This window comes from Myroides indicus, from assembly GCF_004364575.1.
Taxonomy (GTDB): domain Bacteria; phylum Bacteroidota; class Bacteroidia; order Flavobacteriales; family Flavobacteriaceae; genus Flavobacterium; species Flavobacterium indicum_A.
The window spans coordinates 23,512-46,729 of record NZ_SOAG01000025.1; the positions used below are offsets into that span (position 1 = coordinate 23,512).

Genomic DNA, 23,218 nt, shown 5'->3' on the forward strand with positions numbered 1-23,218 from the left:
CATCCTCTTGTTAAATTGTTTATTCCTCTAATAAGATTTTTAATATTGTAATAGCTGCCTCACTGATTTTAGTTCCCGGACCAAACACAGCCACTGCTCCAGCATCAAATAAATACTGATAGTCCTGCGCCGGGATTACTCCTCCAACGATAACCATGATGTCATCTCGTCCGTATTTTTTTAATTCTTCAATTACTTGCGGAACCAAGGTTTTATGTCCGGCAGCCAGTGAAGATACGCCTAAAACGTGAACGTCATTTTCAACGGCTTGTTTGGCGGCTTCGGCAGGAGTTTGAAATAACGGACCTATATCCACATCAAATCCAACATCGGCATATCCGGTTGCTACTACTTTTGCTCCGCGATCGTGTCCGTCCTGTCCCATTTTGGCGATCATAATCCGTGGGCGGCGACCTTCGGTTTCGGCAAATTTATCTGCTAATTCACGAGCTGTTTTAAAACTTTTATCGTCTTTAATTTCTTTGCTATACACTCCGCTGACTGATTGAATTTGTGCTTTAAATCTTCCGAAAATACTTTCCAAAGCATCGCTTATTTCACCCAATGTAGCACGGTGTTTGGCTGCTTCTACAGCTAGTTCCAGTAAATTTCCGTTTCCGGTTTTAGCACAGTGGGTTAGCTTTTGTAAAGCTTCTGTTACTTTTTGTTTATTTCGGCTGTTTTTGATTTGATTTAAACGCTCAATTTGTTGTTTTCTTACTGTTTGGTTATCTACTTCTAAGATATGTAAAGGATCTTCTTTTTCCAAACGATATTTGTTGACGCCAACAATGATGTCTTGACCACTGTCAATGCGAGCCTGTTTTCTGGCTGCAGCTTCTTCTATTCTCAATTTTGGAATTCCCGCTTCAATAGCTTTAGTCATTCCGCCAAGTTCTTCGACTTCTTCAATCAATGCCCAAGCTTTTTGAGCGATTTCAGCCGTTAGATTTTCTACGTAATAACTTCCTGCCCATGGATCGACAGTTTTACATATTTTAGTTTCTTCCTGTAAAAATATTTGCGTATTTCGTGCAATACGAGCAGAAAAATCTGTAGGCAGTGCAATTGCTTCGTCTAACGCGTTGGTGTGGAGCGATTGTGTCCCTCCAAATGCCGCTGCTGCTGCTTCTATACAAGTTCTTGCTACGTTGTTAAAAGGGTCTTGTTCGGTTAAGCTCCATCCCGATGTTTGGCAATGCGTACGTAATGCTAAGGATTTTTCATCTTCCGGTTTGAATTGCTTGAGCAGTTTTGCCCAAAGTATTCGGGCTGCGCGCATTTTGGCAATTTCCATAAAGTGATTCATTCCAATTGCCCAAAAGAAAGACAGGCGAGGAGCAAAATGATCTATTTTCATGCCAGCATTAAGCCCTGTTCGTATGTATTCCAATCCGTCTGCAAGGGTGTATGCCAATTCGATGTCTGCCGTAGCACCTGCTTCCTGCATGTGATAGCCTGAAATGGAAATGGAATTAAATTTTGGCATATTCTGACTGGTATATTCAAATATATCAGCAATAATTTTCATGGATGGTGTTGGGGGATAAATATATGTATTCCTAACCATAAACTCTTTTAGAATATCGTTCTGTATGGTTCCGGAAAGCTGTTTTGGGTCAACACCTTGTTCCATTGCGGCAACGATATAAAAAGCCATAATAGGTAAAACGGCTCCGTTCATAGTCATTGAAACAGACATTTCATTGAGCGGAATCTGGTCGAACAGTACTTTCATATCTTCTACAGAATCAATAGCAACACCGGCTTTTCCTACATCACCTACTACGCGTTCGTGATCTGAATCATAGCCTCGATGTGTAGCCAAATCAAAAGCAACAGATAATCCTTTTTGTCCGGCAGCTAAGTTTCTGCGATAAAAAGCATTACTTTCTTCTGCGGTAGAAAATCCTGCATATTGACGGATTGTCCATGGACGACGCACGTACATTGTAGTATACGGTCCACGCAAATTAGGCGCAAATCCCGCAGCAAAACCAAGATGTTCTAAGTTTTCTAAATCTGCTTCGGAATAAGTCTTTTTAATGTCAATCCCTTCTGCAGTAAGAAAATTTTGTTCCACATCTGACTTTTGATTTTTTGTTTTAGAATTTTTATTCTCAATACTTATATGTTGTATGTTTTTTCGCATTTTTTACTTTTTATTCTGATAATGTTGAATAACAGGACTAAAATCAATAGCGGCAGAAGCTTTTATATGCTTTTCAAAATTCGGTATAGGGAAGTTATCTAAGTTTTTAAAATTGATACAGCCTTTTTGAAATTTTACTTTTTGAAGCTCTGTTGTTAATTCTTCCATTAGTTCAGGATTGCTGTATAGTACTAAAGAGTGAAATGAGAAATGATTTTTTGAAACTGTTAATCCATATTTAAAAACATCTTGCTCATAATAACAAAAAGTATTAGGGTTTTTCATTAATTTTCCAAACTTTTCCGAAACAGACTGATCATTTTTTAAAATAATGTGTCTAAAACAACTAATGATATTCTGATCTTTTTCAGAAAGACTGTCTATATATTGTTCAGCTGTCATGATTACTTTTCTTTTTCCAATCGTTCTTTTTCTAATTTCTCGGCCAATCGTCTTTCGATGATAGGAGTAATTAATGTTTTTCGTGGATTTTGCTTTACAAACGGATACAGTTCTAAATCGTGCTTCATATTGTCTTGCGGATTAGGATATTTGTTAGTTCCTACCAATACTTCTTTTCCGTTGTCAAACAAATCTTGTTCTTTCTGGGCAGCTTCTGCTACTTTTCGTTGAATTGTTCCTTCTATCAGTGAGGAAATAAGTCCGTCGCCTTTTTCTATTTGTTTAAAAATAGATAAGCTTTGTTCGGCGATTTGCAATGTAATATTTTCGATATAATATGCTCCTTCTGTTGGATTGTTTACGGCATTGAAGTAGCTTTCCTGTTTTAAAATTAACAGTTGATTACGCGCAATACGATCGGCAAATTCATTTTCTTTATGGTATATTTCATCATAAGCAAGGTTGCTCACAAAATCAGCGCCTCCTAAAATAGCACTCATACATTCGGTAGTAGTCCGCAACATATTTACGTTGTAATCGTATAGAGTTTTGTTCCGTTTTGTAGGGATAGTTATGATTTTAAAATCGATTGCTGAGTTATATTCTTTCGTTATTAAATTTGCAAGCATACGCATAGCTCTGAGTTTGGCTATTTCAAAGAAATAGTTTGTTCCGACCGAAGCTTGCAGATAAACCGTTCCGCTTAAATTGGGAAGACGATGCAGGTATTCGTGTAAATGAGCAATAGTATAAGCTGTTTGCTGGACCATGTTGGCACCTGCATTTTGGAAAACAGTATTGTTGATTTGCAAGGAAACATTACCTGATTGTGAAATGGATTGAGCAAGCTGATTAAAATCGTTGTCCAGGTTTTTATACCAGTTGCCTTCAGTTAGTAGATGATAAACAGGATCTAAGAGAATTTTTATATTATAAGAGTGTTCTGCAGCCCATAATGAGAGGAGGTTGACATAATCCGCATTCAAAAAATTAAAGGTAAAAAAATAAAAACTTTCTTTAGGAAGAGCTTCCAAAAACTTTAAACAATCTATTTTTGGATTATCAATGGTAAAATAGATTACTTCAGCTCCTTTTTGAAGCGCTTCTTTTGTTTTTTCAATAGCGCGATCTGCCTTAAAAACATAAATGCGTTGAGTGATTGCAAAAGCAGTGGTTTCTGTATCTATTTTGAGCGGACGATAATCTTCATCGTCGTGATAGAAAGGGCGTACTTTTATTCCTTCTAAACTTTCCCATACTAAAGTTTCGTTATAATCGATGCCTTTTAGCTCGTATTGGATTTTGTTTTTCCACTCTTTTGAAGATACTTTATTAAATTCTTCAAACAGTTGATTGCTCATGATCTTTTGGATTGTAAGTTTATTTTTGTTCTATGGTATCAAACTCAATAATATATGTATCTTCATTAGTTCGTTTCATATAATATTTTTCTCTGGCATATTTTTCAGTTGCATCTCCGTTTTTCAGCTCTTTAATGGCTCGTTTATCTTTTGAAATTTCATTTTCAAAATAAGATTTATTGTCTTCTAACTTATCGATTTCTTTATTAATAGAACGATGTTCTAGTAAAGAATAACTATCAAAAAAGGCAATCCAAGTTACAAAAAAAACAGTAACTAAAAAAAACGGGTTTTTTAAGATGCTTAAATATTTAAATTTTTTTGAGAGTTTCATACTATATTTAGCCTATTTTTTCATTAATAACTGTGCGTACAATATCAATAGCAACGGTATTATACGTATCATTAGGAATAATGATGTCTGCATATGCTTTAGAGGGTTCTATAAATTGATCATGCATTGGTTTTAGCGTATTTTGATAACGATCTAAAACTTCTGTCATATCTCGACCTCTGTCAGAAATATCTCGTTTTAAGCGTCGGATTAACCTTTCATCAGAATCTGCATGCACAAATATTTTGATGTCAAACATATCTCTGAGTTCCTGATGACTCAAGATTAAGATTCCCTCTACTATCATTACTTTTCGAGGATGCGTCAATATTGAATCGCTTGTTCTGTTGTGTTTTACAAAAGAATATACGGGCTGATTGATGCTATTTCCTGTCTTTAGTTCTTTGAGGTGTTGCACTAATAGGCTGAAATCGATTGATCTAGGATGGTCAAAGTTAATTAAAGTACGCTCTTCAAAAGTTAAATTATCCGTAGCTTTATAGTATGAATCCTGTGAGATAACACCAACTTCTGCCTCGGGCAATTCATTTATGATTTGATGTACTACTGTTGTTTTTCCACTTCCTGTACCACCTGCAATTCCTATGACAAGCATAATAAAGATATATTTTTAGCAAAAATATGAATTAATCTATCAGCTTTATAAAAAGTAAACAAGAACTGTCGTTTAATAATAGTTTTTAATACAAAAGGTACTAATAAATCAAGTAATTTATAATAAGTCTAAATAAGTTTATTATATTTGCAATATATGAAATATGTGATATGGCAAAAAAAAATATAAAAAGAAAGGTATTTAAATTAAAGGAAAGACAGTTTATAACTCCTCATTTTATTCGATTGACACTTGGAAACGATGAAGTAAGTGATTTTAAAAATACGACGGTAGGTGTCAATAATAAAATATTTATAGCTCCTGAAGGGTGTGATAAAGTTTATTTGCCGGAATTTGATTTTGAAAAAGGCACCTGGAAACCGATGGATTTGTCTATTAAACCGACTATACGGACTTATACTCATCGTGGAATTAATTTGAAAAAAAATGAATTGTATATTGATTTTGTTGCACATGGCGATGAAGGACCCGCATCTGATTTTGCTTTAAATGCTCCAATAGGAGCGGAATTGGGTATTGCTATGGGATGTGATTCTACCGAATTATTTCCTCAAGCAGATACCTACCTTTTGGTAGGAGATGCTACAGCTATTCCTGTATTAGCTTCGATTTTAGAAGCTCTCCCAGCCTCTGTTAAGGGGCATGCTGTAATAGAAGTAGAAACAGAAGAAGATATCCAAAATTTAACTACCTTAGCAGATATTGATTTTGTATGGCTAATAAATTCTACCCCGGGCAAAAATTCAGAATTAGCTCAAAAAGTGAAACATATTGTAGAAACAAAGGACAATATGTTAACTAAATTTGCGTACATAGCAGCAGAATTTTCGACAGTTAAGGAATTGAGAAGCTATCTCAGAAAAGATAAAAGGTGGGAAAAAGATGAGCTATACGCTTATTCCTATTGGAAATATGGCAAGGCAGAGTCAGTTTCTGAGATAGACAGAAGGGCAGAAAAAGATAATGATGTCTAAAAATATCTTTGGTATAAATTTTGTTATATAATTTTTAATAAATAAAAAATGCTATGAAAAAGTTTGTGTTGCCTCTATTATTTATCGGGATTTTGTTTGTAGCTTGTAAAGAAGCTCCAAAAGAAGATAAGCCAGTTATAGAGGAAAATGTAGAAATTATTGATGACCATACCGCAGAAATGTCATTAGATATAAGCGGAACTTACGAAGGAACTTTGCCTTGTGCAGACTGCGAAGGTATACGAAGGACTCTTATCTTGAATGAAGATAAAACTTATAAAGAAATATCCGTTTATAAAGATAAAGATAATACCGAGTTTGTGGAAAATGGTACTTGGATGATAAAAGAGAATATAATTACTTTGAAAGATTCAGAATCGGGAGAAATTCAAGGACTTTTTGCCGGAGAAAACTTTATAAAATATCTAGATCAAGAAAATAATGAAATAAAGGGAGAACTGGCAGATTATTATATTTTAAAAAAGAAGAATTAATAATTAAAAGTTTTTATGATTATTTATGAGCGGACTGTAATTTTACATATAGTCCGCTTTTTTAGTAAAAAAATCTTTGTTTTTTGACAAGAGTTGCTATATTTGTGACTTCAAAATAAAAAATAGTGATCATATCTAATCTAAAGAAGGAAAAGAAGAATAACTTGCGTTGGACATCGTGAGAGGCTTTCTTATTAGGTATAAACTAAAAATATAAAAAGGAGCTTGTCATCACGACAAGCTCTTTTTTTTGATGATAATCATATTAAAAATTAATTGTATTTATGAAAGTTTTAAAGTTTGGGGGTACCTCGGTGGGAAGTCCGGAAAGAATGGAGCAATTGTTGCCGATTATTAAATCGCAAGTTTCGGACAAGCACTTAGTAGTATTATCTGCAGTTTCTGGAACTACAAATGATCTGGTTTCTATATCAGCACTCTATGAACAAGGATTTAAGGGAGAAGCTGAAAAAAAGATAGAGGTTCTTTATAATGAGTATAATATTTTTATAAAAAAACTATTTAAAACTGAAGAGGGGATAAGTTGGGGAAAACAAGTGATTGATCATCATTTTGAATTGCTTCTCAGTTTAGGAAATGATTTGTTTACCTCTGTAGAGGAACGAACCGTATTGGCACAAGGAGAATTACTATCTACAACGTTATTCTATTTTTATTTGAAAGAAAAAGGAGTATCAGCTGTGCTTTTACCGGCATTGGATTTTATGCGGATGGATGAAGAAAACGAACCCAATATTGTCTTTATAAAAGAAAATATTGAAAAAAAAATAGCAGAATATCCGGAGGAAACTTTATTTATAACACAAGGGTATATTTGTAGAAATGCCTTTGGAGAAATAGATAATTTAAGACGCGGAGGATCGGATTATACTGCTTCTTTATTAGGTGCAGTATTGAAAGCAGAAGAAGTTCAGATTTGGACAGATATTGATGGTTTTCACAATAATGATCCCCGTTGTGTGAAAAATACAAAACCAATTGCTCAGTTAAGTTTTGATGAGGCAGCAGAGTTGGCGTATTTTGGGGCTAAAATACTTCACCCCCAAAGTGTTTTTCCGGCAAAGAAATTTAATGTTCCTGTGAGATTGCTGGACACTATGGAGTTAGAAGCCCCGGGTACTTTAATTTCAGAAAAAGTAAATAATAGAGATCAAATTGTAGCAATTGCAGCAAAAGACGGTATTACAGCTATCAGAATTAATTCTTCAAGAATGTTACTGGCATATGGATTTCTCAGAAGAGTTTTTGAAGTTTTTGAACGCTATAAAACACCGATAGATATGATTACTACTTCCGAAGTAGCCGTATCATTAACTATTGATCAAACTGATCATTTATCTCAGATTATTCAGGAATTAGAATATTTCGGGACAGTTGAAGTTGATGAAGAACAGTCAATAGTTTGTATTGTAGGGGACTTCAGAAGTAATAAAAATGGTCATGCCACGATTGTGTCAGAAGCGGTTAAACACATTCCTGTACGGATGATCTCTTATGGAGGGAGCGAACACAATATATCATTATTAGTCCCCACTTCTTATAAAATAGAAGCTCTGAGATCTTTACACAACAGATTATTTTAATTAGTTACAATGGAGAAAGAAATAATTAAGCAATTACAAAATAAAGAGACGCCTTTATATTATTACGATCTTCCTTTGTTGAGGAAAACGTTAAACACTGCGAAAGCAGAAGCAGATAAATACAGATATAAAGTTCACTATGCAATTAAGGCAAATAACAATCCTGAAATCTTACGAGAAATTAGCAAACTAGGGTTTGGGGCGGATTGTGTCAGTGGATATGAGATTGAAGTGGCAATTCAAAATGGATTTAATAAAAATGAAATTGTTTTTGCCGGTGTAGGCAAAACGGACAAGGAAATAATAACGGCTTTAAATTGTGAAATAATGACTTTTAATGTAGAGTCTGTTCAGGAGCTTGAAGTTATTGTGCAATTGTCTGAAAAAATGAAAAAGAATGCTCAAATAGCCCTTAGGATTAATCCGAATGTAGATGCAAAAACCCACCAGTACATAACTACAGGGTTAGATGAAAATAAATTCGGTATCATGACGCATGAATTAGATACTTGTTTACAGATCGTTGAAACAAGCCGTTTTGTACAGTTAGTCGGTTTGCATTTTCATGTAGGGTCTCAAATTACGGACTTAAATGTTTTTAAGCGCTTATGTGTTAAAGTAAATGAATGGAATATGTGGTTTTATGAGCGAGGATACGATATTCCTGTTTTGAATTTAGGCGGAGGATTAGGTATCAACTACAGTGAACCTGACAAAGAGTCTGTAGTTAATTTTGCTGGCTTTTTTCAACTTTTTGACGAATTTTTAGAAGCGAGAAAGAATCAGGAAATCCATTTTGAATTAGGTAGAGCACTTGTAGCAAACTGCGGAAGTTTAATAAGCAGGGTTTTATATATAAAAAATGGGTTAAAGAAAAACTTTGCTATTTTAGACGCTGGTATGACAGAACTATTGCGCCCGGCTTTGTATCAGGCATATCATAAGATTGAGAAAGTAGAAGAAAACTCAGAGAATTTAGCTCCAGAAAAGTATGATATAGTTGGTCCAATATGTGAGAGTAGCGACTGTTTTGGTAAAGATGTTGTTTTGCAAAAGCTAAAAAGAGGAGATCTAATAGCTATTCGTTCTGCAGGGGCTTACGGAGAGGTTATGTCAATGCGATACAATCTTCGACAAGAATTTGATTATTTTTTTAAAGAATAATAGCACTCCTTTTAAAATAGTTCTTTAAATTTGATTTTAGTCTGGAAAAATAAATATAAAAAATAAGACAGAAATGAAATTAGGAGACATAGACGTAGTCGGAGAAATTATTGATTTGAACTTTCAATTGCTTAGAACGCAAATTTTGTTAGAGGAAGTATTAAAACACAATGCAGAAATAATGAAATTACCTTCGCCGGAAGCCATGAACGAAATAAATGAATTTGCATTAAAATCAATTCAAAAAAAATTTCCAAATATGAATATCGGCAAAAAAGACGAAACTGCCAAAGCAGAATAAAGAAAAGAAACGCCAAGTATTTTTAGTTACTTGGCGTTTCTTTTGTAAAAATAAAATTATTACATACAAAAGGCGGAACTCCAGTTTTCATGTCCTCTTTCTTTCCAGCATTTATAGCTTTCCTTAATTTGTTTTACAACAAATCGTCCGTCTTTTCTGATTAAAGTCATAATAACCTTCCTTGCTTTGATAGAATCGTCATTAATTCCGTCCTCCAAAAGAGAAATTATAACAGAATTAGAGTCGCTCGTGTTAATCTGTTTAATAACATAAGAATATTCACCTTCAGCCGTTTTGTCTTCCGGAGAATATTCTCTCATAATATCTTCTTCGGAGTTGATTTTTTTTGAAGTGATTAATAGGTTTAATTCTTCCACTGTTTTACTATCAATTAAACGAAATTCTTCAACATTTTCTGTTGGTTTAGGTACGGTTTTAGTAGTTTCTGAATTATCGTCAGAAGTTTTGTTATTTGTTTTGTTTTTATCATTACAGCTAACAATCCCTAACACCAGAAACAAACTACTAAAAAATAATAGAGGTAATCTTTTCATATTTAATTGTTTAATTATTGGTTAATATAACAAAGTTATAAAATATATATAATATAACTAACACAATAATAAAGTTTTATATGTAAAAAGTGAGCTAATATGCTTTATGAACAATTTATTTTTTTAAGATATTCATCTTTAATACAGCAAAAACGTTTTAAATGCCTATCTCAAATTGAAATCTGAAATAAAGATTGTTTTTGCTATTTCCTTGATAAAAATTAAGCTTATCATATGTCACTTCTGCTTGAAGTTTAAATGTGTGCTCCCATAAATATTTGGTTACCCCCAAAGTGTATTCCATTGTATGCGGAAGATTAATTTGTCGATGTAAATCGTCCTTTACTTTTTGAGACGAAAACCTTCCGATAATTTCGTAATTGTTCGGAAATAAATAACTTAATTGATAATCCGTTCCGTAACCCGAAAAAACGTAGGAATAAGGTTCTGACAAATCATTTGCTACTGTATAGGTAATAGGATCGCTTAACGTTCTATTCATATACGAAACCATTGCCGACCAACCATTATATTTTAAAATACCGTCAAACATCAGTGAGTTAAAGGACTTTGGTTCCAAAAGCTTGTCGCCGGTTTGTCCCTGTGATCTTTCTGCATTATTATTGTGTGAAAATGTACTGGCAAGCATTAATTTGGGTACGGCTTCTCTTTTAATATCTCCCTCAAAATAAGCTCCGTTATCGGTAAAACTTCCGAAAGGAAAAAGCTCGATTCTGCCGGTTAAGGCATAGCTGTCATTTTCTGTGCCTGTCCAGTTTCTTCCACGTCCTGTTGTTACCGCAGTTTTTATATTGTATCCAAATTTGTTTTTGTCTTCGTTAAGATAATATGCCTGAATTCCAAAATCCCGGTCAATATTAAATTTAGCATTGTTGATAGAGCGGTCAGTTAGCTGTAAAGCACCGGACGAGTTAATTCGTTGTCTGTTGCCCGGAAGTTTGGTTTGCCCGAATATAAAGCTCCAGTGTTGATTTGGACGATAGGTTAAAGCAGCGTCTCGAATTATATTTATAGATTCGCCTTCTTTGGCAGTACCCATATCCTTTGGAGCAAATGAAAGCTGAATTACATATAAAAATTTAGGATTTCCGACATAACCGTCAAAGCGCAATCTAAGACGTCTAATCTCACCTTCATATTTTGTTTTTTCGTCTTCATTACTCATAATGCTTAATCGATTTTGCATGCGGAAGCGTATATTTAATTGAAAAATACTGTCAGCAGAGGTCATACCCAATCCTTTTCCATAACTGTAATAAGGTAATTGAGATAATTTGAGGTCATTATTTTCCGTTTTTTCTGTTTCTTGAGAAAATGCGGCCAGAGAAATCAATAATAATACTAAGGTGTAAACATTTTTCATGATATAAAATATAAATTTGCGCAAAACTAATGTTATTTTTGCTTGCCGTCTGTCTGTTTTTTGTTATTGATAGATGATTTTAATGTTATTAAATAGTTAAGTCAGATTTAAAATGAAATTATAATTATGTCGTATATAGCTTATCACTTTACAATTGAGCCTAAAAATCCGGGAGCAGAAATATTAATTGCCGAATTGGGTGAAAAAGCATTTGAGAGCTTCGAAGAAACCGAAAACGGTATTAGTGCTTATGTACAGGAGGTACTGTGGACGTCTGATATTTTAGATGGTATATTTATTTTACAGTCTGAAGATTTTATAATTACGTATACAAAAGAGCATATCGTACAGGTAAACTGGAATGAGGAGTGGGAAAAAAACTTTGATCCGATTGATGTAGAGGGCATCTGCTATGTCAGAGCTCCTTTTCACGAAAAGACAGAAGCTAAATATGATATTGTTATAGAACCCAAAATGAGCTTTGGTACAGGGCATCACGAAACTACTTTTATGATGATCCGACAAATTCTCAACAATGAAATGAGGGATAAAATAGTACTGGACATGGGATGCGGAACGGCTATCTTAGCAATTTTAGCAGCAATGAGAGGAGCAAAGCAAGTTGATGCAGTAGATATTGACAATTGGTGCTATTTAAACTCTATAGAAAATGCAGCCCGAAATAACCGGGACAATATAACGGTTTTTGAAGGGGATGCTTCAATTTTAAGCAAGCAGCCTGTATATGATGTGATTTTGGCAAATATCAATCGAAATATATTGCTGAACGATATGGATAAATATGTTGCATGTTTAAATAATAATGGCGAAATTTACTTTAGTGGATTTTACACCGAAGATATTCCGGCAATCCAAAAATGTGCTGAAAAAAATGGTTTATCGCTGGAAAACCGGCTAGAAAAAAATAATTGGGTATCTTTGAAAATGATAAAAAAATAAATTTTGACAAAAAGATTATGAGTACTCACGAACAGGTTCAGGAAGAGATTGATGTTTTGGAATTATTGAACGGTAACAATGAGATAATTCTTTACAATGATGATGTTAACACATTTGATCATGTGATAGAAACACTGATAAGAGTATGCGATCATTCCGCGGAACAAGCAGAACAATGTGCTATTTTGGTACATTACACCGGAAAGTGTACGGTGAAAACGGGCGAATTTAAAGTGCTAAAACCTCAGTGCCTGCAACTGTTGGATGCAGGATTAAGCGCAGAAATAGTATAAACCTTGAAAAAGCCATCTTAAATTAGATGGTTTTTTTGTTTAATAAAAACACTGCGCCAAAAACTCTGTATACACATTCTATATAAAATGAAAGAGGAAAGTAACGGATTCTTGTTACATCAATTGTGTTTTATAATAGTGTGCTTTAGTTTTAAGGAATCTTAATTATGATACTGTCATTTTCTACTTCCGTATTGAAGTTGGGAACTTTAAATACTTTGTCTTTTATCTTTTTTACAAAAGGGTTATTTTCTTTGTTCTTTTTTGCCGGTGGCAGCATCCAATTCATTATAAAGGCGCTGTATATCTCTTTCCATTTGCCTTGGTTTAAAGAGACCATATGAAATTGATATGAGTTTGACATAAAATACGATCCGTTTACAAAAGAAATTTCATCTAATCCGTCTCCGTCTAAATCTCCGTCATTGTGTAAATAGATGATTTCTAACAAAGGAAAACCCTCTTCTTTGGAAAACCAAAGCGTATCTATCGTTTTATTGCTAAAAGTTGCAAACGCCACGGGCTTAACATCTTTTATCCACCTGTAAAAATCATCTTCGCTGTAAAAACTGCTAGGCATAGACACAGAAGGCTCAGGATTTTGGATATGCTTTTGGTATGCAGCACTGTAATAGTGAAAATAAAGCGTATTAACCGTATGCGGGTTTTTAAATTTTCCCGTTATTTTTCTTGACTTTTTGGGATAACTATCCGTTAAAAACTTGTGTTCAGGATATCTTCTTTCTGGTTTAGAGTTTTGGATATCATCAATTGCTATTTCCTCTGGTATTTTGGTTAACAAAGTATCTGCATCTATAAAAACTTTTTTGCTAAAAACTTCTTCGGAGTTTTTTCTGTATTTATTGCAACTGCTAAATGCCGTAGCCAAAAAAACGCACAAGATGATATGTGAAAAATACTTTGTCATTGTAATAGATTAAAGGTTGTTGATAGTTGTTTTACTTGCAAACTCCACAGTTTCCCTTGTCTTTAGAACAGTGTTTGCAATATTTGCAGTTTTTACAAGCTTTGCAATTACTGCTTCCGGTACAAGTAGCTACTTTTGTGGTAAGAGGAGTTATTTCAGATAATTCTTCTTCATCACCGACTGTATTAGAGCTAACAATAAAAATAAATTTTATTGAGAATAATATATTTTATGATTTAACCATAGATTTTTATGTTAACAATTAGTTAGGAGTTTTTGAGATGGGTCTCCAATCTTTTTTTTATGGAAGTAATCGGCTCATAGGTTTTTATAATTTCTAAATTGTTTTCATTTTCTTTATGTGCAATATGTACTTGAGTTATAGATTTCTTCTCTCCAAAAGCTGGATCTATTTGCGTAAATTTGTAGATAAAGTCGGATAATACGTCATGTTCGTTATTGTTGCAATCAATAATTTTAAATATTTTCATATTTTTTAATTTAAGGGTTTATAATAATTAGAATTAGTAATATATTTTTATTTTAGTGATCTTTACCATTGATTAAATAAATCAATTAATAATATTCGATTTGCCTTTCTGTAATTGCTGTTGCAGTATTATTATGGTATTCTATTTGTTTAATCCAATTATCTTTATCATCATATTCATAAGTTTTTTTAAAAAACGAATTTTGATAATGAGGATAATATTCTTTAATTTCTATCAGCCTTTCTTTTTTGTCGTATATATAATTTAGCTTAAAATTTAAACTACCATCGGAATTGTAAGTGTTTTCTTTTATTTTATTTCCTCTTTTATCATATTGATAAGTTGTTATTTTATGAGGTGGACGTACTGTTTTTTCTGATTCAAATATTTTTTCTATTAACTGTCCCTTTTCATTGTATTGATAAAAATATTTAGAACTAAAATTATTACTACTATATTTCTCTTCTATTATCTGCTCATTGTTGTTATACTGATAAGTAGTAGTTAAAAATACTTCTCCATAAGTATTGTAAAATTCATCCTTCATTTTCATTTTGTTTTTATACTTATTAATATGATAAACATTTTTTTGAGATAATCTGTCATTTTCATAAACATATTCTGTAATTGTATTTCTTATTTCATCATATTTTAAAAATGTTGTATTATGTGATGTCGTTTGATATGAATTATCATAGGAATTTATCTCTATTAATTTTTCTTTCTCATCGTAGTGATAAAGAGTCTTATTGAACAGTATGTTTTTTGAGTTATATATATTTATTTCTAAAATATTTCCCCTTTTGTTGTATATAGTTTCCGTATATTGGGTATACTGTCCCATTATAGAGTAACTGTTTCCGTCAGTATCGTGTATGTAACCTCTAGAATCTTCTATAACTTAACTTTTTGATTTTCCTTTTATTATTTTTCCAAATTTCTCTACAGCTTCATATTCCGATAATTTAATATATTTAATATTACCTTTTAAGTTTTCTTCTGTCAAATCATTTTTTATAATATTTTCTGAATGATTTTCAGTGTTTTGAAAATCTTCTGTAGAGGGGCTATTTGATTTTTTGTCTGTACAACCTGTCCATGTAAGTAGTAGTACACTAAAAATAATTTTAAATTTCATATACTTAAAAGTTAATTGAGTTGGTGTTTATAAGGTTTAAATTTTAGTTTTATTGATAGTTTTGTTAGAAGCATTAAAAAATTAAAATCCTGTTTATGAAAACACAATCACCGTTCTGGTTTTACTTCGTTTTTCTTTCATAAAGTATTATTAAAATTTTTACAAAAAAAAAATTCCCTTAGTTATAATTGGTTATATTTGTGTTGTATATTATTCTTAAAAGTTATAAATATGAAAAATGTAGAAGAAAAAATACGGAATATCAGAGAATTAAAAAACTATACGCAGGAATATATGGCAGAACAGCTGGGAATGACTCAGGCAGCGTACAGCAAAATTGAAAATGGGAGCACAAGATTGACTATGAGCAAACTTGAAGACATTGCTAAAGTGTTTGAAATGGATGTAAGTGATTTGGTAGCGTATGATACCCAAGGTATTTTTAATAGTTTTAATACAATCAAAGAAAGTAATATCAATAGCAATATTACTAAGTCGGATGAAGAAACTTTAAAAAAGCTGTATGAGGACAAAATAATTTTGTTGGAAAAATTGCTGCATAATAGTGAAAAAGAGTTAAAGATTTATAGAGATCGCTTTGGAGATTTGATGTAGGTTGGAACGGATATTTCCTTTTAGGTTTCACTTAAACTTTACAAATTACCGAGTTTACAGATACTAATCTTTATATTAAAATAAAGCCTATTTTTGTGCAAAATAGAATGACGTGAATTATCTATCAGTTGAAAATATAGCCAAATCTTTTGGGGCGCGTACGCTTTTTGAAGATGTTTCTTTTGGGATCAACAAAGACCAAAAAATTGCTTTTGTTGCTAAAAATGGCTCAGGAAAAACAACAATTTTAAAAATATTAACCGGACAAGATTCGCCTGATAGTGGACAAGTAGTAATGCGCAAGGGAATCCGTATGGAATTTTTGTCTCAAGAACCTAATTTACAGGACGAACTAACAGTAGAAGAAAGCATATTCGCTTCGGATAACGATATTTTAAAAGTGATTGAGCAATATGAAAAAGCTTTAGAAAATCCGGAAGATGCAGAAGCGTATCAAAAAGCTTTTGAGCAGATGGAACTGCATAATGCCTGGGATTTCGAAACCCAATACAAGCAGATATTGTCAAAATTAAAGCTGGAAGATCTCAAACAAAAAGTTAAAAACCTTTCGGGAGGGCAAAAAAAGAGATTGGCGCTGGCAATTATATTGATCAATAAGCCCGATTTGCTGATACTGGATGAACCTACCAACCATTTGGATTTAGAAATGATTGAATGGCTCGAAAATTATTTTGCCAAAGAAAATATAACACTGTTTATGGTTACGCATGACCGCTTTTTTTTGGAGCGGGTTTGCAACGAGATTGTCGAACTTGAAAACGGAAAAATATATCAATATAAAGGAAATTACTCCTATTACCTTCAAAAAAAAGAAGAGCGGGTTGTAGCTGAAAATGCAAGTATAGACAAAGCGCAAAATTTATATGTAAAAGAGCTGGATTGGATGCGTCGCCAGCCCAAAGCCCGTACTACTAAATCAAAATCTAGGATTGACGACTTTTATGTCATTAAAGAAAAGGCGCACAGCAGAAGAAGGGAACATCAGGTAGAACTGGAAATAAATATGGAGCGGATAGGAAGCAAGATTGTAGAGCTCCATAAGCTCAACAAATCGTTTCACGAAAAAACAATTCTCAAAGATTTCAATTATACATTTACCAAAGGAGAAAGAGTAGGGATTATCGGGAAAAACGGAACCGGAAAATCTACCTTTTTAAATATTCTGACACAGGCTATTCAGCCGGACAGTGGAAAAGTAGTTATTGGTGAGACTATTAAACTCGGTTATTATACGCAAAATGGAATTGAAGTGAAGCCGGAGCAAAAAGTAATTGACGTTATTAAAGAGTTCGGCGAATATATTCCTTTAACTAAAGGACGTTTTATTTCGGCAGCTCAATTATTAGAGCGCTTTTTGTTTGACCGTAAAAAACAATACGATTTTGTTGAAAAACTGAGTGGAGGGGAGCTCAAAAGGTTGTATTTGTGTACCGTTCTTATTCAAAATCCGAATTTTCTTATTTTGGATGAGCCCACTAATGATTTGGATATTGTAACACTCAATGTGTTAGAAAGTTTTTTACTGGATTATCCCGGATGCCTGGTGGTGGTTTCTCACGATCGGTATTTTATGGATAAAATTGTAGATCACCTATTTGTTTTCAGGGGAGAAGGAGTGGTAGAAGATTTTCCGGGAAATTATTCTGATTTCAGAATATATGAAGACAGTATTGAACCTGTTAAAGAAGAACAACCCAAAGAAAAAGTAAATTGGAAAGAAAATCAGGTCCGCAACGGACTGACTTTTCAAGAGCAAAAAGAATTCCAAAAACTGGAACGGGAAATAGCTAAACTTGAGCAAGAAAAAACAGAAATAGAGAAGTTGTTTGCAGAAGGAAAATTAGGAGATGATGAAATAGAAAAGCAAGCTAAAATACTCCAAAAAGTGATACATCAATTAGAAGAAAAAGAAGAAAAATGGTTTGAACTTTCTTCAAAAATGGAAGAATAATAGCTTTTTTATACGTTAAAAATTAGTTTTTGCCCTTTAATTTATTAAGGATTATTAATAAAACCAAATTTAATTCAGTTAAAGTTATTTTTGTTAAGTTGTTGTTTTAGTGATTTTTACGTTTTTTTAAAAGTTAAAAAACAAAGAATATGTTGTAAATTAATAGTACGAATAAAAAAACGCAGTACATTTGCGGTTAGAAATTTCAAGTGGTGACAGGGCTTGAGAAATTGTAATTAATGAGAAAACAATGTTCTTTAATTATCGGTACAGTGCTTGTAATCGGAGGAGTAATTTCGGGATTTAAAAAATATGAAACATTGCGGTTAGAGCAATATAAACTAATTTCGGATAAATGCCTTACCTACGATTTACCCTCACTTCATGCCAATGAAAATGGAGGAGATTGGATAAAAGTACCTTTTACCGGTAAAACCTATGTAGGGTTTAAGCAAGCAATTGGAATCAGAGAATCGTACGGATTGTATGATATTGTAAATCCTTACGGATATATGGGGAAATATCAATTTGGAAAAACAGCTCTAAAAGCAATTGGTGTCATTGATACAAAGGAATTTTTAAGAGATCCTTTGTTGCAGGAAAAAGCATTTGATGCTTTATTAGCAAAAAATAAATGGATTTTAAAGGATGAAATTCAGAAGTTTGTCGGTAAAACTATCGCCGGCATTTCTATTACAGAATCAGGAATTCTAGCTGCGGCTCACTTAGGAGGAGCAGGGTCTGTAAAAAAGTTTTTATACAGTGGCGGACAAAGCCGTTTTAGAGATGGTTTCGGAACTTCGATTGGAACTTATCTAAAAAAATTTGGAGGTTTTGACACTTCTAAAATTGAAGCAAAACAGAACCCTGTGGTTTTGCTATAATAATCTAAACCTATATAAAGTATAAGCTTTAAAATCAGATTTCCCGCTGTGTACAACACAGCGGGAAATCTGATTTTTATGTGTAATTATCAAACTATTATTATTTCAATTTTTGAAAACTAATTTAATAGGTGTATGTTTGTTTTTATATAAAACTTAAAATAAAATTTTATGAAAAAGATCTTATCTGCTTTTATATGCTGTTTCACTTTTATTCTTAATGCACAGGAATTTAAAGATGTAATGCGTTACGAATATACGATGACATTCAGATCTGTTTTGAATCCAGATGAATTTATAAAGGAAAATGTTTATTTGGACGTATGGGATAACAATTCCCGGTTTGCTTCTGAGGAAAGAGTAACCTTTATTGAATTTGTCGCCGATGATAAAAATGCTATCTACCGAAACGAATCTGTAGGAACTCCCGATACCCCAACAACGGGACGAAATTGGGTGGTAACCAAAGAAGGAGCTAAGATGTATTACTTTACCAAAGTAGGTCCTTCTTTTATGAAAACCGAAGAACCGATAGGTATTATCACATGGGAAATTTTTCCCGAAATAGAGGAATATGAAGGGATGAAAGTTCAAAAAGCAGAAACTGATTTTGGCGGACGCCATTGGACAGTTTGGTTTACGCAGGAAATACCGCTGATTGACGGACCGTATAAATTTAAAAACCTGCCGGGATTTGTGGTAAAAGCCGTTGATAGCGAAAACGATTATCTGTTTGAGTTTGCCAAAAGTGAAAAAGCGCAAACTATTTTGCAATACGAGAGTTATGAAAAAGCAAGTATAGTACCAGCTTCTGGATTAAAAAAGGCAAGAAAACTCAATGCACAAAAAACATTTAAACAAATACTGGACGAGCAGGGAATCAAAATAAATCTGGAAAATAACCCGGAAGGCGAACAACAGTTAAACCAAAAACAAGGAGATAATACTAATTACATCGAAAGATTATAATGAAAAAAATATTTATCATTTTAGCAGTTATGTGCTTTACTGTAATTAGTTACGCACAGGAATTTCAAAACGTAATGCGTTACGAATATCAACTGACATATAAACCATTTGAAAAAATAGAAGGAATAGAACCAGCTGAAATAACTGAAAAAATATTTTTGGATGTTTTGGATACACAATCTCGGTTTATGCCCGAATACTTGTTGATTGACATAGAAGCAGAGATTAAAGATGAAGAAGCAGATGTTCCGGAATCTCAGTTTAAGTGGTTGGCAGTGTTTAAAGAAAATAAAAATATGACAACGGTTGAAAAACTGAACTCATTGCAAATATATGCCGTAAAACAAGATGTAAACTTGATAAAATGGAATATTTTGCCAGAACAGGGAGATTATAACGGATTGAAAGTACAAAAAGCCGAAGCCGAATTTGGTGGACGTCATTGGACGGTTTGGTTTACGCAGGAAATTTCGTTGATTGACGGACCATATAAATTTAAAAACCTACCAGGATTTGTGGTAAAAGCGGTTGACAGCGACAAGGATTATCTGTTTGAATTTTTAAAGAGCGAAAAAGCATCGACATTTTTGCTTACAGAATTCCCGCAAGCAGAAGAAGTTACAGATAAACAGCTAAAACGCATTAAAGAAGCCAACGCAAATAAAAATTTGCTTCAAATTATAGAAGAAAGAGGCAGTCGCTGGGCAAACCCTACAGAAGATGTCAAAGTGCGTGAACATATGACCAAAAAAATTGGAAAAGAACCTAATCCAATAGAGTTGTATTAATTTAAAAATGCTGAATGAAATATTTATTAGCCGGACTTTTGGGGTTACTTTCCGTGTTTGTACACGGACAAATTGTATTCAAAGGGCAAGTTGTAAACGAAGAAAACAATCCAGTCAACTACGCTACGGTTTCTGTCGAAAATCCGGTTACAAAAGTAGTATTGGCTTATGAATTAGTCAACGAAAAAGGGAATTTTGAAATTGCTTTAAAAACCGATTTAGACGAAGTAAATATCAGAGTTACAGCGATTAATTATGCTGTTTTTAATCAATTGATTAAAAGTGATTCACAGGAGTTGATTCTTGAGCTTAAAGCAGAAGCCACTCAACTGGAAGAAATTTTTGTTAAAGCTTCTGTAATTACGCAGCGCAACGATACTATTGTGTTTGATTTAGATGCATTTGCCGGAAAAAATGACAGAGTTTTGGAAGATGTGCTCAAAAAAATGCCGGGAATAGAAGTTGGGTTGGGTGGACAAATTACCTATCAGGGTAAGCCAATCAATAAGTTTTATGTAGAAGGCAAAGATTTAATGGGCGGAAAATATACTTCAATAACCAAAGCTTTGCCCAATATGCACGTGAGTAAATTGGAAGTTTTGGAAAATCATCAGCCGATAAAAATGCTTCAGAATAAAGTGGCTTCCGAAAATCCGGCGATAAACATTCGGTTAAAACAAAATATAAGTTTTAGTGGAAGCGGGAAAGTAGGAGTTGGCGGAAATCCGTTTTTGTGGAAAAGTTCGGTATCTCCCATGCTTTTTAGCAAAGAATTACAATATCTGATTAATTATGAAACCAATAATACAGGTGATGATGTAGCGTCAAAACTTAATAATTACGGTGTTTTTAGTAGTTTTGATATTTATACGTATCACAAAGCTACCGGAAATGAATTGGCAATTGCAGAAACCGCTTTGCCGTCTATTTCATCAACTCGCTACCTATTTAACAAATCGCATTTGATATCCGGAAATGTCTTAACTAATTTGTCCAAAGAACTGGAATTGAAGATAAATGCGTATTATTACAACGACGAGAATGAACGCACAGGTGAGCAATACACAGAAGTTAAAAACGCTTTTGACGGAGAAAATGAAGGCAAAGTCATTCGATATGGAAGAAAAAATAACAGTTTTAGGTTTTCCGAAAATTTTAAGACGTATTTGACGCTGACAAAAAATACCGAAAACAATTATCTAAAAAACGTTCTTTTGCTATCTGTTCAAAAACAAAAAAGCAGAGGAAACTTATTGTTAAACGACAATTCGTTGGCGCAAAGTGTAATGTCGCCCTCATTTGATATTCAAAACTCAATCAGTACGTTAATTCCGGTTGGGAACAACAAATTTGCCAACTTTAAATCTATTATTGACTTTACGCGCGACAGACAAAATTACGGTGTCAACGCCACGGATATTCTCAATTTTCCGGATGAATCCATCAACCAATATATCGGAATGGAGCAAACTTATACAGATAATACATTTTATACACAAAATGCTTTATCTATGTCTTGGAAAATAAAAAAGTGGACGCTTACGGAAGAATACAGTGTGTTGTATGAAAACAGTAAAATAGAAACTGATTTGTACGGTTTTGAAGCGCAAAGAATACAAATTGGCGGATTATATCAAAATGATTTAAATTATAGTAAGTTTTCCAATGTAGCCAATACCAGCCTGAACTACAAAGGTGTAAAATGGGATTTGAATATAGGTTTGCCGGTTTATTGGGTAGCAATTTCGTTAAAAGATAATACATCAAATGCAAAAAAAACTGTAAACCGAGCCGTTTTTCAACCGTCTTTTTATACTTCATATAAATTATCACATATGCTCACTTTGAGAGGATATGCTAATGTGAAGACGGATTTTACTCCGTTGAATCAGCTTTACCCGCATTATATTTTTAGCGGATTGAATTTTACGGCTTATCAAAGTAAAATAGAAGACTCAAAAAGTTATACTTCGGGTTTGCGTTTTGAATTTAAAAATCCCTTTAACGGGATTTTTATAAACGGAGGCACAAGTTACAGCATTGTTAAAAATAATTTATTATACGGAAGCCAGATTGACGAAAACGGACAGCAGATTATCGAAGCTTTAGAACAAAAAAACGAAACCGTTTCACAGACGGCAAATATCAATGTTGGAAAATTTTTTAGCGAATTTAGCACCAATGTCAAAGGAAGTTTTGGAGTAAACAAAAACAAAGCAGATGTTTTGCTCAATCAAATGCTGAGAAAAGTAAAAATGTACCATTATACATACGGATTTCAGGTGACAAACAATCACTTTGATTGGTTAAACTTTACATATGATTTCAGTTACAGGCAATCGCAGAGAAAAGATTTTAATAGAAATACCAACACCTATTCAGGAAGCCATAATGCGAGGATAGATGCTTTTCCGATAAAAAATCACAGCCTTGTTTGGAAGCTGGATTATCAGGAAAACAGGTTTAATCATCAAGCATTTGCCAATCGGTTTATGGATCTGATGTATCGGTTTAAATGGGATAAAAAGAAAATAGATTTTGAAATTGAATGGCAAAACATTTTGAATACCAAAGAATATGAAGAGGTAATCATCAACAATATTCAAACGTCGACTACTTGGTTTAAATTAAGACCGACACAGGTTTTGTTTTCTGTGAGATTCAATTTCTAATATCAACCGGAATACTTTTATCTTTGTCAGATGTTGGAAATACTATATCAGGATAAGTATCTTGTAGCTATTAACAAACCCAGAGATTTGTTAGTACATAAATCTTTTATAGCAGGAAATATTGAAGAATACGCTGTACAGATTTTG

25 protein-coding genes and 1 pseudogene are annotated in these 23,218 nt (G+C 33.2%); 15 read left to right on the plus strand and 11 right to left on the minus strand.

Translation table 11 applies throughout. The features are described from left to right. Positions 1-19 precede the first annotated feature (19 nt). Genes scpA through udk form a run of 5 tightly spaced genes read right to left on the minus strand, consistent with a single transcriptional unit; the run spans position 20 to position 4,865 of the window. On the minus strand, positions 20-2,152 hold the full coding sequence (gene scpA, locus C8P70_RS10645; protein ID WP_133713307.1) for a methylmalonyl-CoA mutase: 2,133 nt from the start codon (positions 2,150-2,152) through the stop codon (positions 20-22). Between the two features lie 3 nt (positions 2,153-2,155). Further along, positions 2,156-2,554, minus strand: coding sequence for a DUF1801 domain-containing protein (locus C8P70_RS10650; RefSeq protein ID WP_133713308.1), 399 nt, complete (start codon positions 2,552-2,554; stop codon positions 2,156-2,158). Between the two features lie 2 nt (positions 2,555-2,556). Next, positions 2,557-3,915: a methylmalonyl-CoA mutase subunit beta gene (locus C8P70_RS10655; protein ID WP_133713309.1), complete on the minus strand. Its 1,359-nt coding sequence runs from the start codon at positions 3,913-3,915 to the stop codon at positions 2,557-2,559. Positions 3,916-3,934: 19 nt separating this feature from the next. Next, the gene (locus C8P70_RS10660; RefSeq protein WP_133713310.1) at positions 3,935-4,249 is read right to left on the minus strand and encodes an FtsB family cell division protein; all 315 of its coding nucleotides are present in this window, start codon (positions 4,247-4,249) and stop codon (positions 3,935-3,937) included. Between the two features lie 7 nt (positions 4,250-4,256). Then, positions 4,257-4,865 carry a uridine kinase gene (gene udk / locus C8P70_RS10665; RefSeq protein ID WP_133713311.1) on the minus strand — a complete coding sequence of 203 codons (609 nt, stop codon included), beginning with the start codon at positions 4,863-4,865 and terminating at the stop codon, positions 4,257-4,259. A gap of 170 nt (positions 4,866-5,035) precedes the next feature. Here udk and C8P70_RS10670 point away from each other — a divergent pair, with 170 nt between their 5' ends. The 5 genes from C8P70_RS10670 to C8P70_RS10690 all read left to right on the plus strand — a co-directional run bounded on the left by C8P70_RS10670 (position 5,036) and on the right by C8P70_RS10690 (position 9,423). Continuing rightward, a complete protein-coding gene (locus C8P70_RS10670; protein ID WP_133713312.1) occupies positions 5,036-5,860 on the plus strand; it encodes a siderophore-interacting protein in 825 nt (274 codons plus the stop codon). 53 nt (positions 5,861-5,913) lie between these two features. Next, entirely contained in the window at positions 5,914-6,354 is a 441-nt protein-coding gene (locus C8P70_RS10675; protein WP_133713313.1) for a copper resistance protein NlpE, read from the plus strand. A gap of 284 nt (positions 6,355-6,638) precedes the next feature. Then, the gene (locus C8P70_RS10680) at positions 6,639-7,958 is read left to right on the plus strand and encodes an aspartate kinase (protein ID WP_133713314.1); all 1,320 of its coding nucleotides are present in this window, start codon (positions 6,639-6,641) and stop codon (positions 7,956-7,958) included. Positions 7,959-7,967: 9 nt separating this feature from the next. After that, complete coding sequence (gene lysA, locus C8P70_RS10685) at positions 7,968-9,122, plus strand: diaminopimelate decarboxylase (protein ID WP_133713315.1); 1,155 nt, start codon at positions 7,968-7,970, stop codon at positions 9,120-9,122. 73 nt (positions 9,123-9,195) lie between these two features. Further along, entirely contained in the window at positions 9,196-9,423 is a 228-nt protein-coding gene (locus tag C8P70_RS10690; protein WP_133713316.1) for a hypothetical protein, read from the plus strand. A gap of 59 nt (positions 9,424-9,482) precedes the next feature. Here C8P70_RS10690 and C8P70_RS10695 read toward each other — a convergent pair whose 3' ends face one another. Further along, on the minus strand, positions 9,483-9,977 hold the full coding sequence (locus C8P70_RS10695) for a hypothetical protein (protein WP_133713317.1): 495 nt from the start codon (positions 9,975-9,977) through the stop codon (positions 9,483-9,485). A 157-nt stretch (positions 9,978-10,134) separates the two neighbouring features. Then, entirely contained in the window at positions 10,135-11,361 is a 1,227-nt protein-coding gene (locus C8P70_RS10700) for a porin (protein ID WP_133713318.1), read from the minus strand. A 126-nt stretch (positions 11,362-11,487) separates the two neighbouring features. On the opposite strand from C8P70_RS10700, the gene prmA reads away from it, so the two are divergent. Together prmA and C8P70_RS10710 are read left to right on the plus strand one after the other, a co-directional pair. Continuing rightward, on the plus strand, positions 11,488-12,321 hold the full coding sequence (gene prmA / locus C8P70_RS10705) for a 50S ribosomal protein L11 methyltransferase (protein WP_133713319.1): 834 nt from the start codon (positions 11,488-11,490) through the stop codon (positions 12,319-12,321). 17 nt (positions 12,322-12,338) lie between these two features. Continuing rightward, positions 12,339-12,614: an ATP-dependent Clp protease adaptor ClpS gene (locus C8P70_RS10710; RefSeq protein ID WP_133713320.1), complete on the plus strand. Its 276-nt coding sequence runs from the start codon at positions 12,339-12,341 to the stop codon at positions 12,612-12,614. Positions 12,615-12,765: 151 nt separating this feature from the next. Here C8P70_RS10710 and C8P70_RS10715 read toward each other — a convergent pair whose 3' ends face one another. Beyond that, positions 12,766-13,542 (minus strand): hypothetical protein, encoded by a 777-nt coding sequence (locus C8P70_RS10715; RefSeq protein WP_133713321.1) that lies wholly within the window; start codon positions 13,540-13,542, stop codon positions 12,766-12,768. Positions 13,543-13,625: 83 nt separating this feature from the next. On the opposite strand from C8P70_RS10715, the gene C8P70_RS10720 reads away from it, so the two are divergent. Then, the gene (locus tag C8P70_RS10720; RefSeq protein ID WP_133713322.1) at positions 13,626-13,808 is read left to right on the plus strand and encodes a hypothetical protein; all 183 of its coding nucleotides are present in this window, start codon (positions 13,626-13,628) and stop codon (positions 13,806-13,808) included. On the opposite strand, the gene C8P70_RS10725 is transcribed toward C8P70_RS10720, so the two are convergent. The 3 genes from C8P70_RS10725 to C8P70_RS10735 all read right to left on the minus strand — a co-directional run bounded on the left by C8P70_RS10725 (position 13,809) and on the right by C8P70_RS10735 (position 15,171). After that, positions 13,809-14,033, minus strand: a complete 225-nt coding sequence (locus C8P70_RS10725; RefSeq protein ID WP_133713323.1) for a hypothetical protein — start codon at positions 14,031-14,033, stop codon at positions 13,809-13,811. 85 nt (positions 14,034-14,118) lie between these two features. After that, on the minus strand, positions 14,119-14,877 hold the full coding sequence (locus C8P70_RS10730; RefSeq protein ID WP_133713324.1) for a hypothetical protein: 759 nt from the start codon (positions 14,875-14,877) through the stop codon (positions 14,119-14,121). 57 nt (positions 14,878-14,934) lie between these two features. Then, entirely contained in the window at positions 14,935-15,171 is a 237-nt protein-coding gene (locus C8P70_RS10735) for a hypothetical protein (RefSeq protein ID WP_133713325.1), read from the minus strand. Positions 15,172-15,402: 231 nt separating this feature from the next. Here C8P70_RS10735 and C8P70_RS10740 point away from each other — a divergent pair, with 231 nt between their 5' ends. From C8P70_RS10740 to C8P70_RS14195, 7 genes and pseudogenes are all read left to right on the plus strand, one after another. Next, positions 15,403-15,786 (plus strand): helix-turn-helix domain-containing protein, encoded by a 384-nt coding sequence (locus C8P70_RS10740; RefSeq protein WP_133713326.1) that lies wholly within the window; start codon positions 15,403-15,405, stop codon positions 15,784-15,786. 112 nt (positions 15,787-15,898) lie between these two features. Further along, complete coding sequence (locus tag C8P70_RS10745; protein ID WP_133713327.1) at positions 15,899-17,758, plus strand: ABC-F family ATP-binding cassette domain-containing protein; 1,860 nt, start codon at positions 15,899-15,901, stop codon at positions 17,756-17,758. Positions 17,759-17,997: 239 nt separating this feature from the next. After that, the gene (locus C8P70_RS10750; protein WP_133713328.1) at positions 17,998-18,642 is read left to right on the plus strand and encodes a peptidoglycan-binding protein LysM; all 645 of its coding nucleotides are present in this window, start codon (positions 17,998-18,000) and stop codon (positions 18,640-18,642) included. Between the two features lie 171 nt (positions 18,643-18,813). Continuing rightward, a complete protein-coding gene (locus C8P70_RS10755) occupies positions 18,814-19,611 on the plus strand; it encodes a GLPGLI family protein (RefSeq protein ID WP_133713329.1) in 798 nt (265 codons plus the stop codon). Next, positions 19,611-20,399 carry a GLPGLI family protein gene (locus tag C8P70_RS10760; RefSeq protein WP_133713330.1) on the plus strand — a complete coding sequence of 263 codons (789 nt, stop codon included), beginning with the start codon at positions 19,611-19,613 and terminating at the stop codon, positions 20,397-20,399. The genes C8P70_RS10755 and C8P70_RS10760 overlap by 1 nt, the downstream gene beginning before the upstream one ends. A 14-nt stretch (positions 20,400-20,413) precedes the next feature. Beyond that, complete coding sequence (locus C8P70_RS10765; RefSeq protein WP_133713331.1) at positions 20,414-23,071, plus strand: peptidase associated domain and porin domain-containing protein; 2,658 nt, start codon at positions 20,414-20,416, stop codon at positions 23,069-23,071. Between the two features lie 30 nt (positions 23,072-23,101). Continuing rightward, positions 23,102-23,218, plus strand: a pseudogene (locus C8P70_RS14195) (pseudouridylate synthase); the annotation flags it as partial.